Here is a 23,000-nt window from a genome sequence, read left to right as displayed (position 1 = left end):
CTGCCGCCATGATCAGCCGCCTGACGTTCCGCATGCCCGCCACCTCGGCCGAGGTGTTCGAAGCGTTCCACAACCACGACACGCGGCTGCGCTGGGACACCTTGCTCAAGACGGCCGGCGTGGAGGGCGGCCATCGCTATCCGCATGTCGGCGCGATTTCGGTCAACGTCGGGCGCGGTTGGAAAAGCCTGTTCTGCCTGCGCACGCGTTTCGTGTCCTACCAGCCGCCGCTGCTGGCCGCCGCCACGCTGGTTGCGCCGGCCGGCATTTTCCGCACCTGGACCGCCTCGATTCGCCATCGCGACCTCGGCGGCGGCCAATCGGACCTGATCTACACGGTGCGCTTCAGCCTGCGCCCCAACTGGCTCGACCGGCACGGCAAGCCGATCGTGGTTCGCCTGTTCGAGGATGAAACGCGGCGGCGCTTCGAGGCGCTCGCCGCGTTTCTGCGCACCTGAGGCGAAGTTTCGGGGCACTGCTTCAAGCCGCATCCCGCCCGAAGTCGACGATCACCTTGCCGAAGTGCGCCCCCGAGGCCAGATAGCGATACGCCTCCTGCGCCGCCTCGAACGGGAACACCCGATCGATCACCGGCTCGATGCGGTTCTGATGCAGCGCGCGCACCGCGCCTTCGAGGTCGTGCGTCGAGCCCGTCTGGCTGCCGAGGATGTTCAGCGTCTTGATCATGACGGGCAGCACCGGCATCGTCACTTCCATGCCACCGATAAAGCCCACCACGTAGATCGTGCCGCCGATCTTCGCCGCGTTGATCGAGCGCGCGAACGTGCCGCCGCCCACCGTCTCCACCACGAGATCGGCGCCTTCGCCGCCGGTGGCGTCGAGCACGGCCTCGTCCCAGGCGGGGCGGGTGCGGTAGTTGATCGGCACGTCCGCGCCCAGTTCGCGCGCCCGCGCCAGTTTTTCATCGGATGACGAAGCAATGATTACGCGCGCACCGGCCGCCTTCGCGTATTGCAGCGCGAACAGGCTTACGCCGCCCGTGCCGAGCAGCGCCACCGTCGAGGCCGGGCCGGTGCGGCTCTTGACGATCGCGTTCCAGGCCGTGGTGGCCGCGATCGGCAAGGTGACGGCCTGCGTGTACGGCATGCCGTCGGGAATCCGAACCAGTGCGCCCGCCGGCACCACGGCGTAGTCCGCCAGCGAACCGGGCATCGTGACGCCGCGAGTTCGCGCGACGTTGGCCGTGCTCGGCAGCCCGGCCTGCCAGTCGACGAACGCGCCTGCCATCACGCGCTCGCCCGGCGTCCAGCCGCGCACGCGTTCGCCCACTTCCACGATCTCGCCTGCGCCGTCGGTGCCGGGCACGAACGGCGGCGCGGTGTTGCCGAAGCGGCCCCAGGCCACCATCAGGTCGAGGTAGTTGAGGCCGGCGGCGTGAAGCCGGATCAGCACTTCGTCGGCCGCCGGGCGCGGCACGGTGGCTTCGTCCAGCGTCAGTTGAAAAGGGTCGCCGGTGGTCAATCGATATGCACGCATGGTTGGCTCCTGATGAAATCGAGCCTCCATGTTAGGGGTGGCGAAACCCTATAATCGATCGCGAAAACACGACACCCTTGCATGGAGTGCAGCAATGAACGGCACGGAATCGGATGAAATCGGCGCGTTGCTGGCGGTGCTCGAAACCGGCAGCTTTACTGCGGCCGGGCGCCAGCTCGGGCGCGACAGCTCCGTGATCTCGCGGCGGCTGAAGGCGCTGGAGACGCGGCTCGGCACGCGTCTCGTCGAGCGCTCCACGCGTCGCCTGTCGCCCACCGAGGCGGGCTTGCGCCTGCGCGAGCGCGTGCAGGAGGCGATGCAATTGATCCGCAGCGGCGAGGAGGAGGCGCGCTCGCTGGCCGCCACGCCCACCGGCCTGCTGCGCGTGAGCCTGCCCGCCGGTTTCGGGCGGCGCTGGATCGCGCCGCGCCTGCCCGCGTTTCTCGCGCGTTACCCGTCGCTCGACGTGGAGGCCAGCTTCACCGATCGTTTCGTTGACCTGATTGCCGAGCGCTTCGATGCGGGCGTGCGGATCGGGCGGCTGGACGATAACCGGCTCGTCGCGCGGCGCGTGCTCGGCATGCGCCGGCTGTTGTGCGCGTCGCCCGCTTACCTGGCTGCGCATGCGCCGATTCGGCACCCGCGCGACCTTGTGCAGCATGCGTGCATTGGCTTCACGCCGATGGCCTCGCATCCGGTCTGGCATCTGTCGCGACGCGGCGAGCAGCAGGCCGTGCGCACGCGTTCGCGGCTCGCCACCGACGACATCGACGCCGCGCTCCATGCCGCGCTGCAGGGCACCGGCGTGACGTTCAGCGCCGACTGGATCGTGGCCGACGCGCTGCGCGACGGCCGCCTCGTGACCGTGTTGCCCGGTTGGGACGTGGCCGGCGACGAGGTCATGCACGTCGTGCGCGCGTCCGCGCAATACACGCCGGCCAAGGTGCGCGCGTTCATCGACTGGATGGCCGAGGAGTTCGCCACCGCGCCGTGGGCGGGCGCCGTGCGCAAGCGGCGTTGAGCGCGTGATCGATCGGCATTGACTTGTGCTGATGGTGAATGCGATGCTCGCTGGCGCTGGCGCTGGCGCTGGCGCTGGCGCTGGCGCTGGCGCTGGTCAGGGCCAAAAGCCCGCCCCGGCATCGACCGACACCTCGCGCGCTGCCTGCGACGCGACACACAAGACAACGAGAGACCCTGCCCACCATGCTCGAAGCCATCGCGCCCGATCTCTGGCATCTCACCCACAGCTTTACGGCAAGCGGCCTGCGCGTGACGTCGCGCATGACGGTCGTTCGTTTCAAGGACGGCTCGCTGTGGCTGCATTCCCCCGTGCCGCTGTCGCCCGACGTGCGCGCGCAACTCGCGGCGCTCGGCACGGTGCGCTATATCGTGGCGCCTAACAAAATGCATCATCTGTTCGCCGGCGACTGTGCGGCCGCGTTTCCGGACGCCGCGCTGTACGGCGTGCGCGGCCTCGGCAAGAAGCGCCCCGATCTGCGCAATCTGCGCGAACTGGGCCGCGAGGTCGAGCCGGAATGGCTCGACGATCTCGACCAGATTCCGTTCGACGGCATTCCTTTGGGTAACGAAACGGTTTGGCTGCATCGCGCGTCCGGCACGTTGATCCTGACGGACCTGTGCCAGTGGTGGCGGGGGGAATTGCCGCTGGCGTCGTGCTTGTATGCGTCGTTGACCGGGGTGAGGAAGCAGTTGGCCGTGCCGCGCACGGTAAGGATGGCGGTGAAGGATCGTGCCGCCGCGCGGGTCAGCGCGGAGCGGATTCTGGCTTGGCCGTTTACGCGGGTGATCGTTGCGCATAACGCGGTGGTGGAGGCGGATGCGCGGCGTGGGATGGAGCGGGCGTTGGGGTGGTTTTTGAGGGGGTGAGGCAAAGGAGCGGAACGCGATGACTTTACGAAGCATTCGCCGGGCATCCACGGATGACGTGCCGGCGATCACACGGATTCGGAACGACGCACATGCGAAAAAGCTGACGTACGGTGATCATGCATGGGGTCAGGCGGGGGATGGTTTTTCCGAAGGCTGGGTACTGAACAGCCTTTCACGACGAGCCATTTATGTCGTCGAACAGGACGGCATGCTCGTCGGGACGTTCTCTCTGGATTGGGACGACGAAGCGTATTGGGGCACACAAGAGCCCGTCGCGGGATACGTGCATGGGCTTTCCGTGAGAAAAGGCTTCAACGGCCTCGGACTTGGCGAGTATGTGATCGATTGGTGTTTCAGTCAGGCCAGTGCGTTGGGCCGGCAACTGATTCGACTGGGCTGCGACGCGAGAAACACCAGGCTATGTGCGTACTACGAGTCGCTTGGTTTCATCCGGGTAGGGCTCAAGTCGATGCCCGAGCACGGCGACTATATCGATTCGCAGTACGAGAAATCGGTGATTCCCGTGCGCGAGCGGCCCTCGGCCAGACTGCTGATCACGACATCAAAGCGCCGCGTGTTGTTGTTCCGTTTCGTGCATGAAACAGGCGTGCTCTCTGGACGTGACTATTGGGCAACCCCGGGCGGTGGTGTCGAGAAGGGTGAGACATTCGAGGACGCGGCGTTACGTGAGCTTCGTGAAGAGACTGGTATTTGCAAGGCGGAGATTTCACAGCCTGTCGGATTGCGTGAAGTGCCCTTGCTGTTACCGGACGGAGAGCGCGTGCTTGCCGTCGAGAAGTATTTCGTTGTTGATGCTGAAACGGAATCCATTTCACGTGATGGCTGGACTGCATCGGAGAGGGAGGTGATGGCGAGTTACAAATGGTGGAGTCGGGAGGAGCTGTGCAGCACCGCCGATACGATCTATCCGGAAGGGCTCGTCGAGATGCTTGATAGGGCGGGGGTTTTTGATGTTGATTGTTTGTGACGACGCAGACGGAATGTGCTTCATGGTCTTCACGCACGATTCGGCCATGCCGTTACTCAGCGGCGAATGCACGGGTGTGTTCAGTGATTCCTGTCCCGACTCGCGTGCAACGCGGCGTGTGCGCTGATCGATATACGCCGAAGGCCCGCTCAGTCCCCGACCGTCGCCGGGACGCTGCCGATCAGCGTGCAGCCGCATTCCGTGCGATGTCCATGCAGCGCGACGCGCTGCCCGCCGATCGTGAAGGTCGGATGGGCCTCGACGATCTTGTTGACGCCATGCGGCTTGCCGTCGGGATATTTCTCCGGGCAGTCGACGAGATCGTTCAGGCGGGCGATCGGCTTGCCGCCGTGCGTGTGCGTCTCTGAACCGCTGATGACTTTTCCGCCATGCGATGTGTCGTCGCCGACGACGATGATTTGCAATGCCATACCGTCATCCGTTCGAATTGAAGGGCGTGCGGACGAAAGCCTGTCGGTCGCGGCCGAAAGGTCGCGACCGAGTTCGGCTCAGTCGCCGTCCTGGGTGGATTCGTTTGGGTAATCGGGATCGTTGTCGCCGAGCTGACCTTTGATGTATTGCACCCGGCCGTTATAGGCTTTAAGCAAGCAAGCTTGGTCGTCGCACGCATTGCGGACCTTGCGAATCCACTCGATTTGATTCAGTCGGACCGGATCTTGATAGGAAATCTCCGGGGATTTCAACATCCGCATGGCGACGTAGCCACGGTTCACCGTGGCATCGAGCTTGACCAGCGCCGGATCGTTGCAGATCAGGTGCTCGACCTTGCTGCGCGCCTTGCCGCAGTCGAAGCCGAGCTCGGCGTCGGACGGCGCCTGCGTCTGGCGTTCGAACAGGTAGATGCGCGCGCTCATCACGACCAGGAGTTGCTCGGGCGACTGGTAGATAAATGTCCAGCGCAAGCCTGAACACAGCGGGGCGTTTTCCTGACCGAGATAATAGGTATGGGCGAGGCTGGTGCTGCTCACATGAAACTTGTCATTCAGGAATGCGTTGAATTTCTCCGGCGTGCCGAAGGCATGCACCATGATCATGTCGAATTGATAGGGCAGCGTCTTGTTGACCGTCATCGCGCAGCTATGGCCCGACTCGTGATACGTGAAGGTGTTGCCGTCGAACGTCAGTGTGGAGGCCGTCACTGGATTGACGGGAAACGGCAATTCCTTGTCGCCGGCACCCTTCGTGAAATTTGCCACGCCGGTCATCCGGTACACGGTTTGCGGCGCGGCCTGGGCCGCGATGACGGCGGCCGACAACACGAGCGCCAATACAGTACGAATGAGATTCATCATCGATCGGTGATTTTCAGTGGTTCGAATTGTAGATGCCGAGACAGAACATATCGTGCTCGCGTTCCCGGCGTGTGTGATTCTCGATATCGAGGAATTCCACCGGCGCGCCGGCGTAATCGCCGCTGTTGATCTTCCGGCACAGGCTGGGCGCCTTGGTCAGGCCGCCCATGTTGAATGCCAGCGACACCAACGCATCATGTTCGTGTTGATAGAGCGGCGCGGTGATCAGTTTCTTGACTGCCTGGTCGAAGGCGCCGACATTGGTATCGAATTGCGCCTTCGCCTGCTCCGTGGTGATCTTGCTTGACATCGCGACGTAGCCGCAGGCGGTGCAGCTGGCTTTCTTGATGAGGTGTCCCCAGCCCACCGTGCAATAGCCCTTGCTGTCGTCGTAATAGTAGGTATGGCTTTTGTCGGCGTCGAAGTGCATGCCTTCCCAGCTCTTGGTGAAGTCCTTGCCGCCTGACGGGTTGACTCCGCAGCCACGGGCGGCCGCTGGAGACGTTTCGCGGCTGGTTGTTCGAGCAGGCAGCCGGTTATCGCGGCGCGGGCGGGTGAGGGGCGCGCCCGCTCAGTCCCCGACCGTCGCCGGGATGCTGCCGATCAGCGTGCAGCCGCATTCCGTGCGATGTCCATGCAGCGCGACGCGCTGCCCGCCGATCGTGAAGGTCGGATGGGCCTCGACGATCTTGTTGACGCCATGCGGCTTGCCGTCGGGATATTTCTCCGGGCAGTCGACGAGATCATTCAGGCGGGCGATCGGCTTGCCGCCGTGCGTGTGCGTCTCTGAACCGCTGATGACTTTTCCGCCATGCGATGTGTCGTCGCCGACGACGATGATTTGCAATGCCATACCGTCATCCGTTCGATTTGAGATGTTCAAGTCGTCCGTCGGGACGATTGCGGCCACGGGGCCGCGATCGCGGTCCGGTCAGTCGCTGTCCTGAGTCGATTCGTTCGGATAGTCTGGATAGGCGCTGGCGATCCGGCCTTTAATGGTTTGTACTCGAGCGCGATAGGCGTTCATCAGGCAGGCCGTATCGTTGCAGGCATTGCGGATCGTACGGATCCAGTTGATCTGGTCGATGCGGACCGGATCCTGGGACGAGATTTCCTGGGAGTTGGTCAACTGCATCTCGACGTAGCCGCGATTCACCGTGGCATCCAGTTTTACCAAGGCGGGATCGCCGCAGATCAGATGTTCGACATGGCTTCGCGCCTTGCTGCAATCGAAGCTTTGCGCAGCGTCGGCCGGCGCTTGAGTCTGATGCTGAAACACGTAAATGCGCGACCCGGTCACCACCAGGAATTGCTCGGGCGACTGATAGACCATTGCCGCGCGCAGGCCTGCGCACATCGGCACTTTCTCCTGGCCGAGCAGGTAGGTGCGGGTCAGGACCGCGCTGCTCATATGAAATTTTCCGGTCAGGAAGGCATCGAATTTTTCTGGCGTGCCGAAGGCGTGCACCATCATCATGTCGAACTGATAGGGTAGCGCCTTGTCGACTGTCACCGAGCAGCTGTCTCCCGTCTCGTGATAGGCGAAGCTGCTGCCGTCGAATGTCAGCGACGAGGCTGTCGCCGGGTTGACAGGGAACGACAGCTTGGGCGTATCGATACCCTTCGTATAACTCGCTACACCGGTCATCCGGTATACATTTTGCGGTGCGGCCTGAACTGCAGCCATGCCGGTAGACAGCGTGAGAGCCAGTAAGGCGCGAAGAAATTTCATCATCGATCCGTAATTGTCAGTGGTTCGAATTGTAGATGCCGAGACAGAACATGTCGTGCTCGCGTTCCCGGCGCGTGTGATTCTCGATGTCGAGGAATTCCACCGGCGCGCCGGCGTAATCGCCGCTGTTGATCTTGCTGCACAAACTCGGTGCTTTCGTCAGGCTGCCCATGTTGAACGCCAGCGATACCAGCGCATCATATTCGTGTTGATAGAGCGGCGCGGTAATGTTGTCCTTGACAGCCTTGTCGAAGATGGCGACATCGATATCGAATTGCGCCTTCGCCTGCTCCGTGGTGATCTTGCTCGACATCGAGACGTAGCCGCAGTCGGAACAATTGGCCTTCCTGATGAGGTGCCCCCAGCCCACGGTGCAATAGCCCTTGCTGTCGTCGTAGTAGTAGGTGTGGCTCTTGTCGGCATCGAAATGCACGCCTTCCCAGCCCTTGATGAAGTCCTTGCCGCGTTCGGAAATCGCTAACTGCGCGATTGGCGTGCGGTTTCCGGCCGGCTTGAGCGGCGGTGCATCGCTGAACGTTGCGCGATAGCCTTCCTGCAGGATCGAGAGCGAGTCCATCAGATCGCCACGGCGCTGGAAGCTGTTGTGCAGCACCGAGCCGTTGAGCTTCGAGTGTGGATCGAAGCCTTCGGCGCCCGAATAGGTCTCGAAGTGCAGCATCGAGACATTCTGGTCGCCGACCACATGCAGCGGCACGTTGCCGGCTTTCAGCAATACGCCGCTGCGCGCCAACACCTGACCTTGCGCCACTGTATCGCCGACCTTCACCGTGATCGATTTTGGCGCCACCTCGCCATACAACGCGATGAACTGGCGTCCGTCGGTTGTCGTGTGGTGAATGCTGATCTGGTGCGTTTGACAATAGAAAAACTCGCTTTTGATGACGACGCCAGGTGCAATCGCGACGATCGGCGTATCCCTCTGAACATACAGATCCCGGGCCGCATGCTTGCGCCCGCCCGAGCGGTTCGCGCCGAACCGGGCCTGATCGTGTCCGCCGCCATGCAGCGGCTTGGTCCAGGTGTAGTCGCTGGCCGTGGTGCCGTAGATGCCGCCCTGATCGTTCAGCGGCCGCGACTGGATCGGGAAGATGATCGGCGCCGGGCCTTGGCGCGGCGCGGTGGTCGGCGCGCCCTTGTCGTTGTTGTCGTTGTCGGTCTTCGGCGGCGTGCCGCTCGGCGCGGGCTTGCGCGGTGCGGGCGTGTCCGTCTTGCGCGTTTCGACGGGCGGCACCTTCAGCTTCTGCCCGACGACGATCAGATCCGACTTCAGGTTGTTCGTGTGCTTGAGCAAGTCGATGCTCGTATGAAACTTCTTCGCGATGGACGTGAGCGTGTCGTGCGACTTGACCGTGTAGCTGCCGCGCCAGTAATCGCCTTTCGCCGCGTCGTCGACCTTGGTCGGCAGCTCGTGCTTGGTCTTCGGGCTGGTCAGGTGAAACCGCATCTCCTTCATCGCGGCGTCGAGCCGTGCGACTTCCTTCATGCTGTCGTTGGTCCAGCGCTTGACGTGCACGGACAGCGCCGTGCCGGTTTGCACCGAGAACTGGATTGCGCCTTGCGCATTGGTCGCGGCCGAATGGTATAACTGCTGGGCGCGTTGCTCGATGCCCTTGATGTCGACCTTCAGATCGGCAATCGGCTGGCCGAAATGGTCCTTGAAATAAACCGTGACGGCCGATAACGGGTCGGAAGCCTGTGGCTTGGTGTTCATAACGTGTTCGTGGGCGGGTGAGGCGGCGGTCAGGCGCTTTGGTTGACGTAATGATCGGGATCGTCGGGCAGGGTTTCGTCGTAGTCGGCGATGGGCGTTGCCTCCGATTCGACGAGCCACGCGCCCTGCGTGCCGACCAGCACCTCGAGCTTCTCGCTCTCGTGGGTCGACAGCCGAGGCGTGCGGCCATGCTCGTCGAGCAGGCCTTGTGCCAGGATTTCACCGCTCTCGCGCCGCGCCGTGTATTCGACTTCGCCGAATTCGCGCATCCAGTAGATGTCGTAGACGTCGAGCCGGTTGCTGAACGCCTTCGGCATGTCGAAGCCCGGCAAATCGACCGGCAGCGACTTCGGCCCCGGCATCGCGTGACTGGCCGCGTAGGCCGTCCATTGCGCTTGCGTGCCGTGCTCGATCCCCGCGCCGCTGATGCGGATGTAGCTGCCGCGCGCATTCAGCACGATTTCCTGCGCCGCCGTGATCTCGATCCGCTGCTTCGCGCTGATCAACTTCAGCACCTGATCGGCGATGAGCTCGAGGTTGTCTGACTGCGCCTGAATTTCCACCTTGCCGCTCGCCGCGAACAGTTTCGCGCCCGCACGTTTGGCGAACAGACTGATCTTCTCGGCGACGCTGGCCACCAGCGATTTGCCCGCCGCCAGATGCAGGCTTTCGCCGCTGACGAGATTGAGTTGCTCGTCGGCCGCCACGTGCGTGGATTGCTGGGTCGACAGCGCGATGCCGGCCGGGCTGCCGAGCATCATGATCGGCGTCTTGAAGCCGTTCGCGTTGCCGCCGCCGCCACCGGCGGTTCGCCCGCCGCTGGTGCTTCCGGCCACGCTCGATTGCGTCGCGTCGGTGAACGAACGCAGCGCGTCGTAGCCGGGCTGCAGGCCTTCGGCCCGATGCGCGACGCTGGCTTCCGACAGCGATTGGACGACCGATTCCGCGTTGACGAGCTGGCTCGAGGCCTGGCGCACATCCATCGGCTGCTTGGCCGAGGCGGCGTAACTCGACATGAAGATGCCCCGCGCGGCGCGGATCGCGCCGTGCGCATCCGATTTCAGGTCGAAGCCGCTGCCGAGATAGGCGCCGCGGCTGTTGCCGTCCTGGTCGATCAGGTAGCCGAGATGCAGCAGCGTGTTGGCGCTGCTGCTGAACAGCTTCACGCGGGTCTGAGCGGTGGCGTCGTCGAGCACGAGTTCGTTGTGGCCGGCGCCGGCGTATTCCTTCGACCGGTAGCCGGACAGGATCCCGTTCGAGTGCCATTGCGGTTTGGCCGCACCGTTGTAGACGCGATGCAGGATGATCGGGCGGTCACAATCGCCGCCGAGGTAACCGACGATCACTTCCTCGCCGACGCGCGGGATATGCACGCCGCCATAGCCGTTGCCGGTATCGGATTGAGCCACGCGCATCCAGCACGACGATCGCTCGTCGCTCTCGTTGATGCGATCCCAGATGAATTGCACTTTCACGCGGTTCAGGTCGTCGGTATAGACCTCCTCGCCGGACGGGCCGACCACGATCGCTGTTTCCAACTGCATCGCCGGCTTCTGGTGGGCGAAGGGGCTGCGATACGGCACGGCGATGCGTTGCGCCTCGACTTCCGCCCAGTAGAAGCCGGTCGAGCCGTCGCCGTGCATGCGGGCGGCGGCGTTCAGCCCGTCCGCGTCGAGCCCGGCCTTCACCTGCTCGATGGCCGAGTGCAGGCTGTGCGGGTAGGACCCCTCGTGGTTCGACACCGGAAGATTGTTCTCGATGTAGCGCGACACCTTGATCGCCGCGAACCGGCGCTGGCTCAGCGGATCGCGCGCGTGTTCGGGATGCCCGTTGAGCGTGAACAGCCGGCCAGCGTCGAGACTGCGCGTGCCACCGGCACCCTGGAACCGCTTTGCGCGCGATTCCCATTCCTCGAGCCGGAGCTTCGACAAATGCTCGCCGCGCGTCTGACGCGGATAGGTATAGGCGCCCGTGTATTCGTAGACTTCCATTTGCTGCGGCAGCTCGCCCTGATTGGCGCGCGTCGGCATGCTGGTGCCTTTGGGATTTTGTGCGGTTGCCGGCGACTTGTAATCGAAGGTGCGCGTGGTATGCGTCACGCTCTGCAGTGAACGCGAGCCGGCCCATTGCACCAGCGCGTCCGATTCCGCATCGACGCCGGTGCGATGAAACGATATGACATCCGATGCCACCGGATCGAGATTGTGAATATCGTCGGTAACGACGAAACAATGCGATCGCCCATCGGACGCATGACGCCAGAAGCCGAACAAGCCTTCATCTTCCATGAGCCGATGCACGAAGTTCCAATCGGTTTCACTTTGACGGCAATAAGAACGGGCCGGTAGCGGGTTCGACAGCGCAAACTGAAAGTTGCCGCGCGCCTGCGGATGCTCGTTGAATACGTCAGTGATGATGGCGTCGGCGGAACGGTCCTGCCAATGACGCACATCCGAGCGAAATTTCAGGAAGTGCATCCACGATGCCAGCGAAACCTGATAGGTCGTCAGGCTGCCGTCCGCGCCGAGCCGCCGGGCTGTATGAATATAGGCGTTGAGCGGCAGGTAGCTGCGATCCGGCTGCTGAATCCAGAGCGTCATCGACTGCGCGATCAGCGCCTTGAGCTCGACGTCGCGCGCCGAGGACACAATATCGATCTCGATGCTGAAATCGCGGCCCAGTTCGGATTGAATCAGTGCCCGCCGCGGCATCAGGGTATTTTTCGGCAAACTCGGAATATCGGCCTTGAGCAGGCGATCATGCTGGACCACGCCCCCGCGAATAGCCCAAACCAAATCTGTAGCGTTCATGTGTCGATTTATTGTTGCTTTCTACACTTTTCTTTCAAATCGAAAGATTTTTTGAATTAAATGCGCCGAGATTCTACCGCCGGAAAATGGTTTTGTGTATGTCGATTGACGTCGAATTCGTTCGAGTTATCGGGCTTGGGAGCGCGAATTGTCTCTGTTGATTTTTGCGTGATGCGACCGTGATTAAAAGTTTCTGTTTGATATGAAAAAAATACCTGGTTGATTCGGATGAAACGGAGTGTTCGGTCAACTTGACCGGGTGTTTCGGTGAGTTGATGTTTCGACGATGAGCGATCATCGCTTGGGGCGGACACAGCATATGGCCGCTGCGACGTTGAGGCGGAAATGGTCGAAAGACGCGGCTCGGTCTATCAGAGCTGAAGTCGCCTTTGCTCGGCGACGGCAATTAGACGCCCGTATATTCCAGGTGAATGATCGGATAAGGTCGCCCTTGCCCGTCGAGCGGAGAGCGGCCGGTGCGCGTGAAGCCCATTTTTTCGTAGAACCCCAAGGCCTGGATGTTTTGCTCGTTGACGTCGGTGGTCATGTCGGGATGCAGCGAAAGTCCATGACGAACGAGGGCGGCTCCCATGCCCATCCCACGATAAGCGGGATCGACAAACAATGCTTCCATATGCCCGTTGTCGATGAACATGAACGCCGATGGATAATCGTCGGCGTCCAAAGCAAACCAGAGCGGAACCGTGGGGAGAAAGCCGCAAACCAGCTCATCAAGCGTCTGGCGATCTTCCTGGGACAGAAAATCGTGCGTGGCATCCACGGCGCGGCGCCAGATCTCGATCGCGCGTTTGCCTTCTTCCGGGCGGGAATGTCGAATGGTCGTCATCGACCGATTGTAAGCGGAACGAATATTCGAGCAGTGATTCATCCCGACAACGGGAGCGCATCGCGCCCCCGCACCCCTCAAAAATCAAACTGCGCCGACAACAACAACGTCCGCGGTGCCGCATTCGTCACATACGTCCCTTGCTGAATCCAATACCGGCTGCCGAAAATATTCTCGACATTCGCCCGCAGCACCACATCCTTCGACGCAATGCGCGTGGCATACCGCAAGCCCACGTCGTAACGCGTCCACGCCGGCAAGCGCAGCGCGTCGCTCGAATCGTAATACTGCGCACCAGTGTGAATGATGCGGCCATTAACGCTCAAGCCCGGCACCCACGGCAAATCGTAATCAGCCGCCAAATTGAACGCGAACTTCGGCACGCCGCCCGCCACATTACCGTCCTGAGTTCCACCCGCAGTGCCCGACACCTTCGGATCATAGAACGTCGCGCTCGCCATCACGCGCAGGTCGCGCGTGACCTGCCCGTAGGCGGACAGTTCGAGGCCGCGCACGCGGGTCATGCCGTTGTAGCTGTAGATATTGCTGACCGGGTCGGTCACGGCGTTCGGCTGCGAGATCTGGAAGATCGCGGCCTGCGTCATCACGCGGCCCCAATCGGCCTTCACGCCGGCTTCGTACTGGTTCGACTTGTACGGCGCGAACCCTTGCCCCGCGTTGGAGGAACCGGCCGGCGCCGGGCTGCTGACCGACAGGCCGGACGTGAAATTGCCGTACACCGAAATATTCGACAGCGGCTTGACCACGAAGCCGGCCAGCGGCGTGATGGCCTGCTGGTCGATCGTGCTTTGCAGCGCGCCCGAAGTCGGATCGTAGTTATCCTGACCAACCGTCTGGCGGCGGAAGCCGCCGGTCAACAGCACGCGGTCGTTGAAGAACGACATCGTGTCGATCACCTGCTGGCTGTTCAGGTGCGTCTGGCTGCTGCGCTGCATGTCGCCGCGCGGCAGGCCGACGGAGGGCAGCGGCGCCGGGTCGTAGAGGTTCGACGAAACCGAATTCACGCCATAGGCGTAGAAATAGCCGATTTCCTGATTCAGGCTCGTGACGCCGGCAACCAGCGTGTGCTTCACGCCGAACGTATTGAAGTGGAAGCGGAAACCGGCATCCACGGTCTTGGTGCGCGTGTATTGGTCGTAATAACCGTTGACCACATCGAACGCGCCGCTGGAGGTCAGGCCCGACGCATACGGGAAGTTCTGCGCCGACGTGCCATAGTGCTCGCCCGCCGCGCCGTACACGGTCACGTACTGGTTGATATCGTACTCGGCGCGCGTCATCAGCGCGGTGTCGCGCAGCTTCAATTGCGCGCCCGGGAACAAGGTGCTGTACGCCGACGGCACGGCCGGCACCGCGGTGGCGGTGCCGAAGCCGATCTGTGATCTCAGATCGTCCGTGTTTTCGGACACGTTGTAGGCGTCGAACGACCACCGCAGTTGCTTGCCGCGGTAATCGAGGCCGATCGCGCTGTCGCCCTGCAACTGGTTGCCGTGCGCGATGCCGGTCTGGCCGTCCTTGATCTGGCCGTTGAAGCGCACGCCGAACTGGCCTTCGCTGCCGAAGCGGCGGCCGATGTCGGCGGCTACGCCGAACTGGCCCTTGGTCTGGTAAAGGGCGGTCAGGCGCGTGAGCGGGGTGTCGTCGGCGCGCTTGCTGACGATGTTGATCGCGCCGCCCACGCTGCCGCCCGGGCCCATGCCGTAGGCCAGCGAGCCGGGGCCTTCGAGCACTTCCACGCGCTCCAGCATGTTCACCGGCACGCGCGCGGCCGACACCATGCCGTACAGGCCGTTCAGCGCCACGTCGGTGGCCTGCACGTCGAAACCGCGAATCTGGAACACGTCGCCGAAGCCGCCCGAGCTTTGCTCGGCCCGCACCGAGGCGTTGTTGACGACCACGTCGGCGATGGTGCGCGCCTGCGTGTCGCGCATCAGTTCTTCCGTGTAGTTCGTCGTGCTGAACGGTTGGTTCATGACGTTCGCCGTGCCGAGCACGCCGACGCTGCCGCCGCGCGCGAGCTGACCGCCCGCGTAGGGCGCGGGCAGTTCGCCCGGCTCGGCCTTGGCCTTGATCGACACGGCGGGCAGGGCGGCCGTCACCGGCTGCGCAGCATCTGCGGCGGCCGGAGCGGCCTGGGCGGTGGATGCGGCAGGGGCGGCGGGGGCGGCGGGGGCGGCGGGGGCGGTCTGGGCTTGCGCGCTCTGGAGCGCGGCGGCGCCCATCAGCGCGACGAACAGCGCTTCGGCGGCGCGGGCGGCGGCAGTGCGACTGCTCAGGGTGTGCGAGTTTCCACTGTGCGGCATAAGGCTTGAGGCTCGGGTCAAGGTTGGTAGATGAGATTCATTTCAATAACGAGAATCGTTTGCAATTGTAAATGGGACTCATGCCGCGTTGCACAAAAATCGACGGATTCGATCAAAAAACGACGGATTCGGACAAAAAGATTGTCATGGAGCGACGCGCGGGGCAGGGCCGGCCGGCCGCGCCTTGCGCCGTCGCGGCGCGCCATGCTGTACTACGCCGGACCGTTTTTCCCCGGGCGTGATGGGTCCCGACAGCACTCGAAACAGGAAAGGGCAAGGCCATGCATGTGATCAGCGCATTGAGTTCCGATTTCTACGAAGTGGAGTTCGCCGGCAAGCCGGCCAATCAGTGGAACGTGTTCCCCGACTGGAACCCGCACGACCGCTTCGGCATCCTGATCTACGATCCGCTGGCCGCGCTGGGCGCGACGCACCTGATCCAGGTGGCCTGCATGTGTTTCTACGACGTCAAGCCGAGCCGGCGCGAGGAACGCAAGATTTACCCGGAGATTTTCGCGATCCATGTGGGCGAATGGTGGGGCGGCTACGGCTACTTCGATTTCTGGCCGGCGCGCCGCGAGGTGTGCGTGCCGAACGATCACCAGGAGATTCTCGGCGCGCTCAACGATCGCGGCATCACGCGGCTGGCCCTGCCGGAGCGGCCGGCGCGCGAGCTCGTGCATCGCCGCAAGGAGGAGGATTGCGCGCTGGAGGGGCTGGCGACGGCGGTGTTCTACAGCCCGAGCGGGCGCGTCGACCAGGCGGATTTCACGATCCGCAGCAACGACCGCCGCAGCGAGCGCGACGTGCATCGCGTGCTCGACCGGCCGCAACTGGCCACCGACGCGGCGGCCAAGCTGGCCAATTCGCGCGTGCCGGTCAAGGAAGGCGACCCGGATTTCGCGTCGCGTCAGCAGGCGCTGAACGTCAACATCGACGACACGATGCGCGAAGCGGCGCGTCGGCAGCGCGAAAGCCTGAAGGTCGACGAACTGATTACGGAGTCGTATCGGTTCGTTCGGCCGGAAGTGGCGCTGAAGTGCTTGTGAAACGCAGTTAGCGCTGCGTGAGTGCGATCCGGCGTTGCGGCGGCCAGCCGCCGCGACCGGATCGTCGGAACGAACCCCGTCATCCCCGATTCGCGCGACACAGAACAGGTCGGCATCAGGAGCGCGGCCAGCAGGCCGATCCGGCCGACGCACACAAGCGCGCTTTCCAATACCTCATCAAGCGAAGCCGTTACCGTGGCGGGCGCAACCATTTCCGGAAACAACAGGCAGGCCACGCTCATGCCGACCAACGCGAGGGTGCGCACCGTGCATGGCAATCCGGTTGCGCCCGCAACGAATGGGGGCGCCGCCATTCCAGAACGATCCAGGCGATCCAACTGACTCCACGCGGACGATCTTGCTGCCTGTATAGCAGCGCTCTCCGCACCACCTCACGCGGCATTCATTTCCTTTACGACATCGCAGGCACGGCGAGTGGCCTTCGCACGCGCGCTCATTTTGTTAGGCATTCATCTGAAAAAAGATGGAATACGCGGCGGCGTGGCGCTGTTCTGTGAGGGTAGCGAGAACGAACCGGTGCGGTGTTTCAGGCACGGGCGCTCTTCGATCATGAGCACGCAACGAACAGTGTCCCTGTCGTCCATTCTGAGAGGAGTCATGCGATGCACAAGCGAGTTGCGGTACTGGTGATCGGGGGCGGCCCGGGCGGTGCCACCGCGGCGGCCATTCTGGCCAAGGACGGGTTGGAGGTGCTGTTGCTGGAGCGCGATACGTTTCCGCGCTATCACATCGGCGAATCGTTGCTGGCGTCGTGCCAGTCGACGCTGAAATTGTCGGGCGCGTACGAGGCGGTCAAGGCGCACGGCTTTCAGATCAAGCGCGGCGGCGTGGTGTATTGGGGCGACGACAAGTGGGTGCTGGACTGGCGGCAGCTCGTCGATCCGGACATCTGGTCGTGGCAGGTCGATCGCGCCACCTACGACGACATCCTGCTGCGCAATGCCGAGAAGCAGGGCGTGGAAGTGATCGAAGGCGCGAGCGTCAAGCGCATCGTGTTCGACGGCGAGCGCGCTGTGGCGGCCGAATGGATGCGACGCGGCGAGGACGTCACGCAGCGTGTCGAATTCGATTACGTGATCGACGCCTCGGGCCGCCACGGGCTGATCGCGCAGCAGCATTTCGACATGCGCCAGCAACACGAGGTGTTTCAGAACGTGGCGATGTGGTCGTACTGGAGCGGCGCGGAACTGCTGCCCGACAGCCCGGAAGGCGGCATCAACGTGGTGTCCGCGCCCGATGGCTGGTGGTGGAACATTCCGCTCGGCAACGACCGCTACAGCATCGGCATGGTCACGCACAAGAACAAGTTCGTGGCGGACCGGCGCGGCTTCGACTCGCTGGAGGATTACTACCTGGCCCGCGTCGCGCAATCGCCGGCCATCCAGGGCGTGACGCGCAACGCCACGCGCGTGGCGCCGGTCAAGGTCGAGCAGGATTATTCGTATGTCGCGGAACGCTTCTGCGGGCCGGGCTACCTGCTGGTGGGCGATGCCGCCTGCTTCCTCGATCCGCTGCTGTCCACCGGTGTGCATCTGGCTCAATACAGCGGCATGATCGCCGCGGCCTCGATCATCAGTACAACGAAAGGTGACGTGCGGGAAGCCGAAGGCCGCGCCTTCTTCGAATATGTCTATCGGCGCGCCTATACGCGGATGCTGGTGCTGGTGTCGCGCATGTACGAGCGCTATCAGGGCGCCGACGACTATTTCTGGAACGCGCAGAAGCTGGTGCACGAATCGGCGCGCAAGGTCGAGCCGATCCGCGATTTCACGACCATCACCACCGGCCTGACCGACATCGACGAAGCCGCGAACGTGGATACCCGCATCCTGAACGACGTGCTGATGCAGGAAGCGAAGACCATGCAGGACACCAGCCTGCAAGGCTCGGCGCCGTCGGACATCACGGCGCTGGACATGCAGCCGCTGTTCGGCGACTGGTTCAGCCTCAGCGGCGAGGATGCCAGCGTGAGCCGGCTCGAACTGGTCACGTCGCCGTCGCTCGGGCTGCGCCGCATCACCACCCCCACCGCCGTCTGAGACGGCCCAACCATCCATGAGCACGGAGCCCCGGCTGTGATCCAACCGCTTCTCTTCACCTTGACCGTGATGACCATCCTGGCCATGCCGGGGCCGACCAACACGCTGCTGGCCACCGGCGGCGCGACCCTCGGCCTGCGTCGCGCCTTGCCGTTGGCGTTGGCCGAGGCGTTGGGTTACGGCATCGCGATCCTGGCGGTCGGGCTGTTGCTGAAGCCGGTGCTGACGCAGTGGCCGCAGTTCGCGCGGGTGTTGCGGGTGGCCGTGTCGGCCTATCTGTTTTACCTCGCCTGGACGCTGTTTCGCAGCGGGCGCGGCGATCAGGCCGAGCGGATCGGGCACAGGCCGATCACGCCGCGCCGCGTGTTCGTCGCCACGCTGCTGAACCCCAAGGCGCTGGTGTTCGCGATCAACGTGATCCCGTTCGACAGCCCGCGCGTGGCGTTCTATCTGCTCGGCTTCGTCGCGATCCTGGCGCCGCTGTCGATCGCCTGGATCCTGCTCGGCGCGGCGCTCGGCAAGGCCGCGGCCGGCACCGGGCGCGAGCGGTGGATCGCGCGCGCGGGGGCGGCGGTGCTCGGATCGTTTGGGGTCCTGCTCATGGCCTCTGCATTGAAGTAACGAGGAGTTTCATCATGAATCGACGCGTACAGGTATTGGTGATCGGCGGCGGCCCCGGCGGCTCGACCGCGGCGGCGCTGCTGGCCAAGGAAGGCCACGACGTGCTGCTGCTGGAGCGCGACACGTTTCCGCGCTATCACATCGGCGAATCGCTGCTGGCCTCGTGCCAGGCCACGCTCAAGCTGTCCGGCGCCTACGAGGCGGTCAAGGCGCACGGCTTTCAGATCAAGCGCGGCGCGCTGATCCACTGGGCCGACGACGAATGGGTGCTCGACTGGCGCAAGCTGGTCGATCAGGATGCCTGGTCATGGCAGGTCGATCGCGCCACCTACGACGACATCCTGCTGCGCAACGCCGAGCAGCAGGGCGTGGAGGTGATCGAGGGCGCGACTGTCAAGCGCATCGTGTTCGACGGCGAGCGCGCGGTGGCCGCCGAATGGATGCGGCGCGGCGAGGAGGTGACGCAGCGCGTGGATTTCGACTACGTGATCGACGCCTCGGGCCGCCACGGCGTGCTGTCGCAGCAGCATTTCGACATGCGCCAGCAACACGAAATCTTCAAGAACGTGGCGGTGTGGTCGTACTGGACCGGGGCGGAGCTGCTGCCCGACAGCCCGGAAGGCGCGATCAACGTGGTGTCCGCGCCCGATGGCTGGTGGTGGCACATTCCGCTCGGCAACGATCGCTACAGCGTGGGCCTGGTCACGCACCGCAACGCGTTTCTGCGCGATCGGCCCGGCTTCGATTCGCTCGAAGCCTACTATCTCGACCGTCTGAGCCAGTCGAAGGCGATCCGCGGCGTCACGGCCCAGGCCGCGCGCGTCGCGCCGGTCAAGGTCGAGCAGGATTACTCGTACGTGTCGGACCGATTCTGCGGGCCGGGCTACATGATCGTCGGCGACGCGGCCTGCTTCCTCGATCCGCTGCTGTCCACCGGCGTGCATCTGGCGCAGTACAGCGGCATGATCGCGGCGGCAGCCATCAACAGCGTCGTGAAGCAGGAGATCGACGAAGGCGAAGGCTGGCGCTTCTTCGAGTACATCTACCGGCGCGCCTATACGCGAATGCTGGTGCTGGTGTCGCGCATGTATCAGTCGTACAAGGGCAAGGACGAGTATTTCTGGAGTGCGCAGAAACTGGTGCATGCGAGCACGCATCACGACGAGCCGGTGCGCAACTTCACCGATATCAGCGCGGGCCTGAGCGACATCCACGAGGCCAACGACATCGATACGCGCGCGCTGACGCAGCAACTGCTCGACGCCGCCGAGGCCGAGCAGGATGCCAAGGCCGCGCGCGTGCCCACCACCAACCTGCATACGCTGGACGTGTCGGTGTCGTGGGGGCCGTGGCGCAGCCTCGAAGGCGCGGATACCACGCTGGAGGACATCCGCCTCGTGACCCAGCCGTCGCTCGGGCTGCGTCGCGCCGCACGGAGCGACGCATGATGAACGCCCCGGCCGAGATGCTCGAATTGATCACGGGCGCATGGAAAACGCAGGTCGTGCATGCGTTCGCCGCACTGTCGGTGGCCGAGGCGCTCGACGCCGCGCCGTTGCCACCTGACCAGCTGGCGCGTCGCCTGGGCGCCGACGCCGATGCCCTGACGCGGCTGCTGAGGGCCGGCGCGGCCCTCGGCCTCGTGCGGTGCGATGCCGAGGGCCGCTATGCCGGCTCGCCGCTGCTCGACACATTGCGCGCGAGCGGCCCCGGCTCGCTGCGCGCCTACGCGATGGCGGTGGCGATGCCGGGGCATTGGCTGCCGTGGGGGCGCGCCGTCGATGCGGTGCGGTCCGGCGCGCGGCAAACGGCGGTGACGCTGGGCGGCGAGCTGTGGGATCACTACAGCACGGAGCCCGACGAGGCCGCGGTGTTCTCGGCCGGCATGAGCGCCTTGACGAACCTCGTGGCGGCCGATGCGGCTCGGCTCGTCGATACCGCCGGCACCCGCGTGGCGGTGGACCTCGGCGGCGCGTCGGGCACGCTGGTGCGCGCGCTGATGGCGGCCAACCCGGCGCTCGAAGGCGTCGTGCTCGATCTGCCGCACGTGGTGGACGATGCGCGCGCGGCCGCCGACATGCAGGGGCTAGGCACGCGCTTGCGGGCGGTGGCCGGCGATTTCTTCGCGCCGCTGCCCGACGCCGATCTGTATCTGCTCAAGCATATCCTGCACGACTGGGACGATGCGTCGTGCGCGCGAATCCTGCGCAACTGCCGCGACGGGCTGGTTGCGGGCGGCCGCGTCGCCGTGATCGAACTGGCGCTGCCCGATGCCGGCGATGCGGCGGCGGCCGGTTCGTTCGCATCCCTGATGGATCTGACGATGCTGATGCTGACGCCGGGCCGCGAGCGCACGCTGGCCGAATACGAGGCCTTGTTTGCCGCCGCCGGGCTGGCGCTGCGCAAGGTCACGCCGATGCCGGCCACCGCGATGCTCATCATGGAGGCTGGCCACGCATGAACGCACCTGTCGCCATCGTCGGCGCGGGGCCGGTGGGCATGGTGGCCGCGCTGCTGCTCGATCGTCACGGCATCGCCGTCACGCTGTTCGATACCGAGGCCGCCACGCGCAACGGCCCGCGCGGCAGCACCCACAACGCCCGCACCATGGAGCTGTATCGGCAGCTCGGGCTGGCCGCCGGCATTCGGCGGCTCGGCCTGCCCGACGCGCATCCGACCGACGTACGCTACCTGACGCGGCTCGCCGGTTTCGAGCTGGCGCGGCTCGCGATGCCGTCCGAGCGCGACAAGCGGCAGGCGGTGGCCGACAGCGGCCCGCTCGATCAGGTGCCCGAACCGGTGTTGCGCGCGAACCAGATGCAGGTGGAGGCGCATCTGGCCGAGCACATCCGCACGCAAACCGGCATCGACTACCGGCCCGGCTGGCATGTCGAGACGTTCCGGCAGGACGCGGGCGGCGTGACGCTGCGCGCCAATCACGCCGCGCTCGGCGCATCGACGTTCGAGTGCGATTACCTGATCGGTTGCGACGGCGCGCGCAGCATGGTGCGCGATGAACTCGGCATCGCGCTGGAGGGCCCGGACGGCATCGGCGGCCAGTATTTCGGCGGCCGGATGCTGGCCACCTATTTCCGTGCGCCGGCCTTGTATGCGGGCTGTCTGCGCGAGCGCCGGGCGTTCCAGTACTGGATCAGCAATCCCGATGCGCGCGCAACCTTGATCGCGCTGGACGGTCAGGGCGAATTCCTGATGTTCACGCAGGCGCCGCCCGGCGACGCGCCCGCCGATGCCCGGCAGATCGTCGAGACGATCCATCGCTGCATCGGCGGCAGCGAGGCCGTGCCGGTCGAGGTCGTGCATACCCGCGCGTGGCGGGCCGGCGCGGCGCTGGTGGCCGAGCGCCTGCACGACCGGCGCGTGTTCCTGGCGGGCGACGCCGCGCACGTCTTCACGCCGACCGGCGGTTTCGGCATGAACACCGGCATCGAGGACGTGGCCAACCTGGCGTGGAAACTGGCCGCGACGCTGCAAGGATGGGGCGGCCCGGCCTTGCTCGACAGCTACGCGCTCGAACGCTTGCCGGTCGCGAAACGCAATGTGGCCGCGGCGCGCGAGTTGTCGCGCCGGGTGGGCGCCGTGCAGACGTCCGCCGACATCGAGCACGATTCACCCGCCGGCGCGGCGCAACGCGCGCAGCTCGGGGCCATGCTGGCCGGCTTCGCCGATCAGTTCGATTCGATGGGCGTGCATCTCGGGGCGCGCGTCGACGGCTCGCCGATCGTGATCGGCGACGCCGCACCGCCCGCCGACGATTATCAGCACTACGAACCCTCGGGCGTGCCGGGCGGCCGCGCGCCGCATTTCTGGGTCGATGCGGGGCGCGGGATGGGCAGTTCGATCTACGACCGGTTCGGCATGGGCTTCACGTTGCTGCGCTTCGATGGCGCGGAGGCGGGCGAGATCGTGCGCGCGGCGGTGCGCCGTGCGGTGCGGCTCGACGTAGTGGACGTGTCGAACGCACCGGCGCAAGCGCTCTATGGTGGCAAGCTGGTGCTGATCCGCCCCGATCGCGTGATCGCCTGGCGCGGCAACCGCGATGTCGATGCGGATGGCGCGGAGGCGATATGGCGGCGGCTGACCGGATTCGCGGCGGCTTGAGCAAGGGATGCGGCG

General features: G+C 64.5%; 20 protein-coding genes and 1 pseudogene. 10 read left to right on the top strand and 11 right to left on the bottom strand.

All coding sequences use genetic code 11. The features are described from left to right. Positions 1–8 precede the first annotated feature (8 nt). Complete coding sequence (locus AB4850_RS23080; protein ID WP_414445296.1) at positions 9–458, top strand: SRPBCC family protein; 450 nt, start codon at positions 9–11, stop codon at positions 456–458. A gap of 22 nt (positions 459–480) precedes the next feature. Here the strand turns inward: AB4850_RS23080 and AB4850_RS23075 are convergent, their stop codons facing one another. Next, positions 481–1,497, bottom strand: coding sequence for a zinc-dependent alcohol dehydrogenase family protein (locus AB4850_RS23075; protein ID WP_414445295.1), 1,017 nt, complete (start codon positions 1,495–1,497; stop codon positions 481–483). Positions 1,498–1,591: 94 nt separating this feature from the next. Between AB4850_RS23075 and AB4850_RS23070 the strand changes: the two genes are divergently transcribed. From AB4850_RS23070 to AB4850_RS23060, 3 genes are all read left to right on the top strand, one after another. After that, the gene (locus AB4850_RS23070; RefSeq protein WP_414445294.1) at positions 1,592–2,518 is read left to right on the top strand and encodes a LysR family transcriptional regulator; all 927 of its coding nucleotides are present in this window, start codon (positions 1,592–1,594) and stop codon (positions 2,516–2,518) included. Between the two features lie 185 nt (positions 2,519–2,703). Next, a complete protein-coding gene (locus tag AB4850_RS23065; RefSeq protein WP_414445293.1) occupies positions 2,704–3,387 on the top strand; it encodes a DUF4336 domain-containing protein in 684 nt (227 codons plus the stop codon). A gap of 19 nt (positions 3,388–3,406) precedes the next feature. Continuing rightward, positions 3,407–4,378 (top strand): GNAT family N-acetyltransferase, encoded by a 972-nt coding sequence (locus AB4850_RS23060; protein WP_414445292.1) that lies wholly within the window; start codon positions 3,407–3,409, stop codon positions 4,376–4,378. A gap of 15 nt (positions 4,379–4,393) precedes the next feature. Here the strand turns inward: AB4850_RS23060 and AB4850_RS23055 are convergent. The 10 genes and pseudogenes from AB4850_RS23055 to AB4850_RS23010 form a co-directional block, all read right to left on the bottom strand. Further along, positions 4,394–4,519, bottom strand: a pseudogene (locus tag AB4850_RS23055) (IS3 family transposase); the annotation flags it as partial. Positions 4,520–4,527: 8 nt separating this feature from the next. After that, a complete protein-coding gene (locus AB4850_RS23050; RefSeq protein WP_414445291.1) occupies positions 4,528–4,809 on the bottom strand; it encodes a PAAR domain-containing protein in 282 nt (93 codons plus the stop codon). 78 nt (positions 4,810–4,887) lie between these two features. Then, positions 4,888–5,691 (bottom strand): lysozyme inhibitor LprI family protein, encoded by an 804-nt coding sequence (locus AB4850_RS23045; RefSeq protein ID WP_414445290.1) that lies wholly within the window; start codon positions 5,689–5,691, stop codon positions 4,888–4,890. Positions 5,692–5,704: 13 nt separating this feature from the next. Then, positions 5,705–6,121, bottom strand: a complete 417-nt coding sequence (locus tag AB4850_RS23040; RefSeq protein ID WP_414445289.1) for a lysozyme — start codon at positions 6,119–6,121, stop codon at positions 5,705–5,707. Between the two features lie 141 nt (positions 6,122–6,262). Beyond that, positions 6,263–6,544 carry a PAAR domain-containing protein gene (locus tag AB4850_RS23035; RefSeq protein ID WP_414445589.1) on the bottom strand — a complete coding sequence of 94 codons (282 nt, stop codon included), beginning with the start codon at positions 6,542–6,544 and terminating at the stop codon, positions 6,263–6,265. Between the two features lie 78 nt (positions 6,545–6,622). After that, positions 6,623–7,423, bottom strand: a complete 801-nt coding sequence (locus AB4850_RS23030; RefSeq protein ID WP_414445288.1) for a lysozyme inhibitor LprI family protein — start codon at positions 7,421–7,423, stop codon at positions 6,623–6,625. Positions 7,424–7,439: 16 nt separating this feature from the next. Then, positions 7,440–9,155, bottom strand: coding sequence for a glycoside hydrolase family protein (locus AB4850_RS23025; RefSeq protein ID WP_414445287.1), 1,716 nt, complete (start codon positions 9,153–9,155; stop codon positions 7,440–7,442). A gap of 29 nt (positions 9,156–9,184) precedes the next feature. Then, positions 9,185–11,965 carry a type VI secretion system Vgr family protein gene (locus tag AB4850_RS23020; protein WP_414445286.1) on the bottom strand — a complete coding sequence of 927 codons (2,781 nt, stop codon included), beginning with the start codon at positions 11,963–11,965 and terminating at the stop codon, positions 9,185–9,187. Between the two features lie 406 nt (positions 11,966–12,371). Further along, the gene (locus AB4850_RS23015) at positions 12,372–12,812 is read right to left on the bottom strand and encodes an acetyltransferase (RefSeq protein ID WP_414445285.1); all 441 of its coding nucleotides are present in this window, start codon (positions 12,810–12,812) and stop codon (positions 12,372–12,374) included. Positions 12,813–12,889: 77 nt separating this feature from the next. Further along, a complete protein-coding gene (locus AB4850_RS23010; protein WP_414445284.1) occupies positions 12,890–15,136 on the bottom strand; it encodes a TonB-dependent receptor in 2,247 nt (748 codons plus the stop codon). A 281-nt stretch (positions 15,137–15,417) separates the two neighbouring features. Between AB4850_RS23010 and AB4850_RS23005 the strand changes: the two genes are divergently transcribed. The 6 genes from AB4850_RS23005 to AB4850_RS22980 all read left to right on the top strand — a co-directional run bounded on the left by AB4850_RS23005 (position 15,418) and on the right by AB4850_RS22980 (position 22,985). Then, a complete protein-coding gene (locus AB4850_RS23005) occupies positions 15,418–16,185 on the top strand; it encodes a hypothetical protein (RefSeq protein ID WP_414445283.1) in 768 nt (255 codons plus the stop codon). 623 nt (positions 16,186–16,808) lie between these two features. Then, entirely contained in the window at positions 16,809–18,245 is a 1,437-nt protein-coding gene (locus tag AB4850_RS23000; protein ID WP_414445282.1) for an NAD(P)/FAD-dependent oxidoreductase, read from the top strand. A gap of 36 nt (positions 18,246–18,281) precedes the next feature. After that, positions 18,282–18,866 carry a LysE family translocator gene (locus AB4850_RS22995; RefSeq protein WP_414445281.1) on the top strand — a complete coding sequence of 195 codons (585 nt, stop codon included), beginning with the start codon at positions 18,282–18,284 and terminating at the stop codon, positions 18,864–18,866. Positions 18,867–18,880: 14 nt separating this feature from the next. Beyond that, complete coding sequence (locus AB4850_RS22990) at positions 18,881–20,314, top strand: NAD(P)/FAD-dependent oxidoreductase (RefSeq protein ID WP_414445280.1); 1,434 nt, start codon at positions 18,881–18,883, stop codon at positions 20,312–20,314. Beyond that, the gene (locus AB4850_RS22985; RefSeq protein WP_414445279.1) at positions 20,311–21,327 is read left to right on the top strand and encodes a methyltransferase; all 1,017 of its coding nucleotides are present in this window, start codon (positions 20,311–20,313) and stop codon (positions 21,325–21,327) included. Before AB4850_RS22990 ends, AB4850_RS22985 begins: the two co-directional genes overlap by 4 nt. Then, positions 21,324–22,985, top strand: a complete 1,662-nt coding sequence (locus tag AB4850_RS22980) for an FAD-dependent monooxygenase (RefSeq protein WP_414445278.1) — start codon at positions 21,324–21,326, stop codon at positions 22,983–22,985. Before AB4850_RS22985 ends, AB4850_RS22980 begins: the two co-directional genes overlap by 4 nt. Positions 22,986–23,000: the final 15 nt, after the last annotated feature.

Origin of the sequence: Burkholderia sp. 22PA0106 (assembly GCF_047497155.1) — a bacterium.
Taxonomy (GTDB): Bacteria; Pseudomonadota; Gammaproteobacteria; order Burkholderiales; family Burkholderiaceae; genus Burkholderia.
The sequence above is the reverse complement of the archived record's forward strand: the minus strand, read 5'-3'. Positions and strand labels throughout refer to the sequence as shown.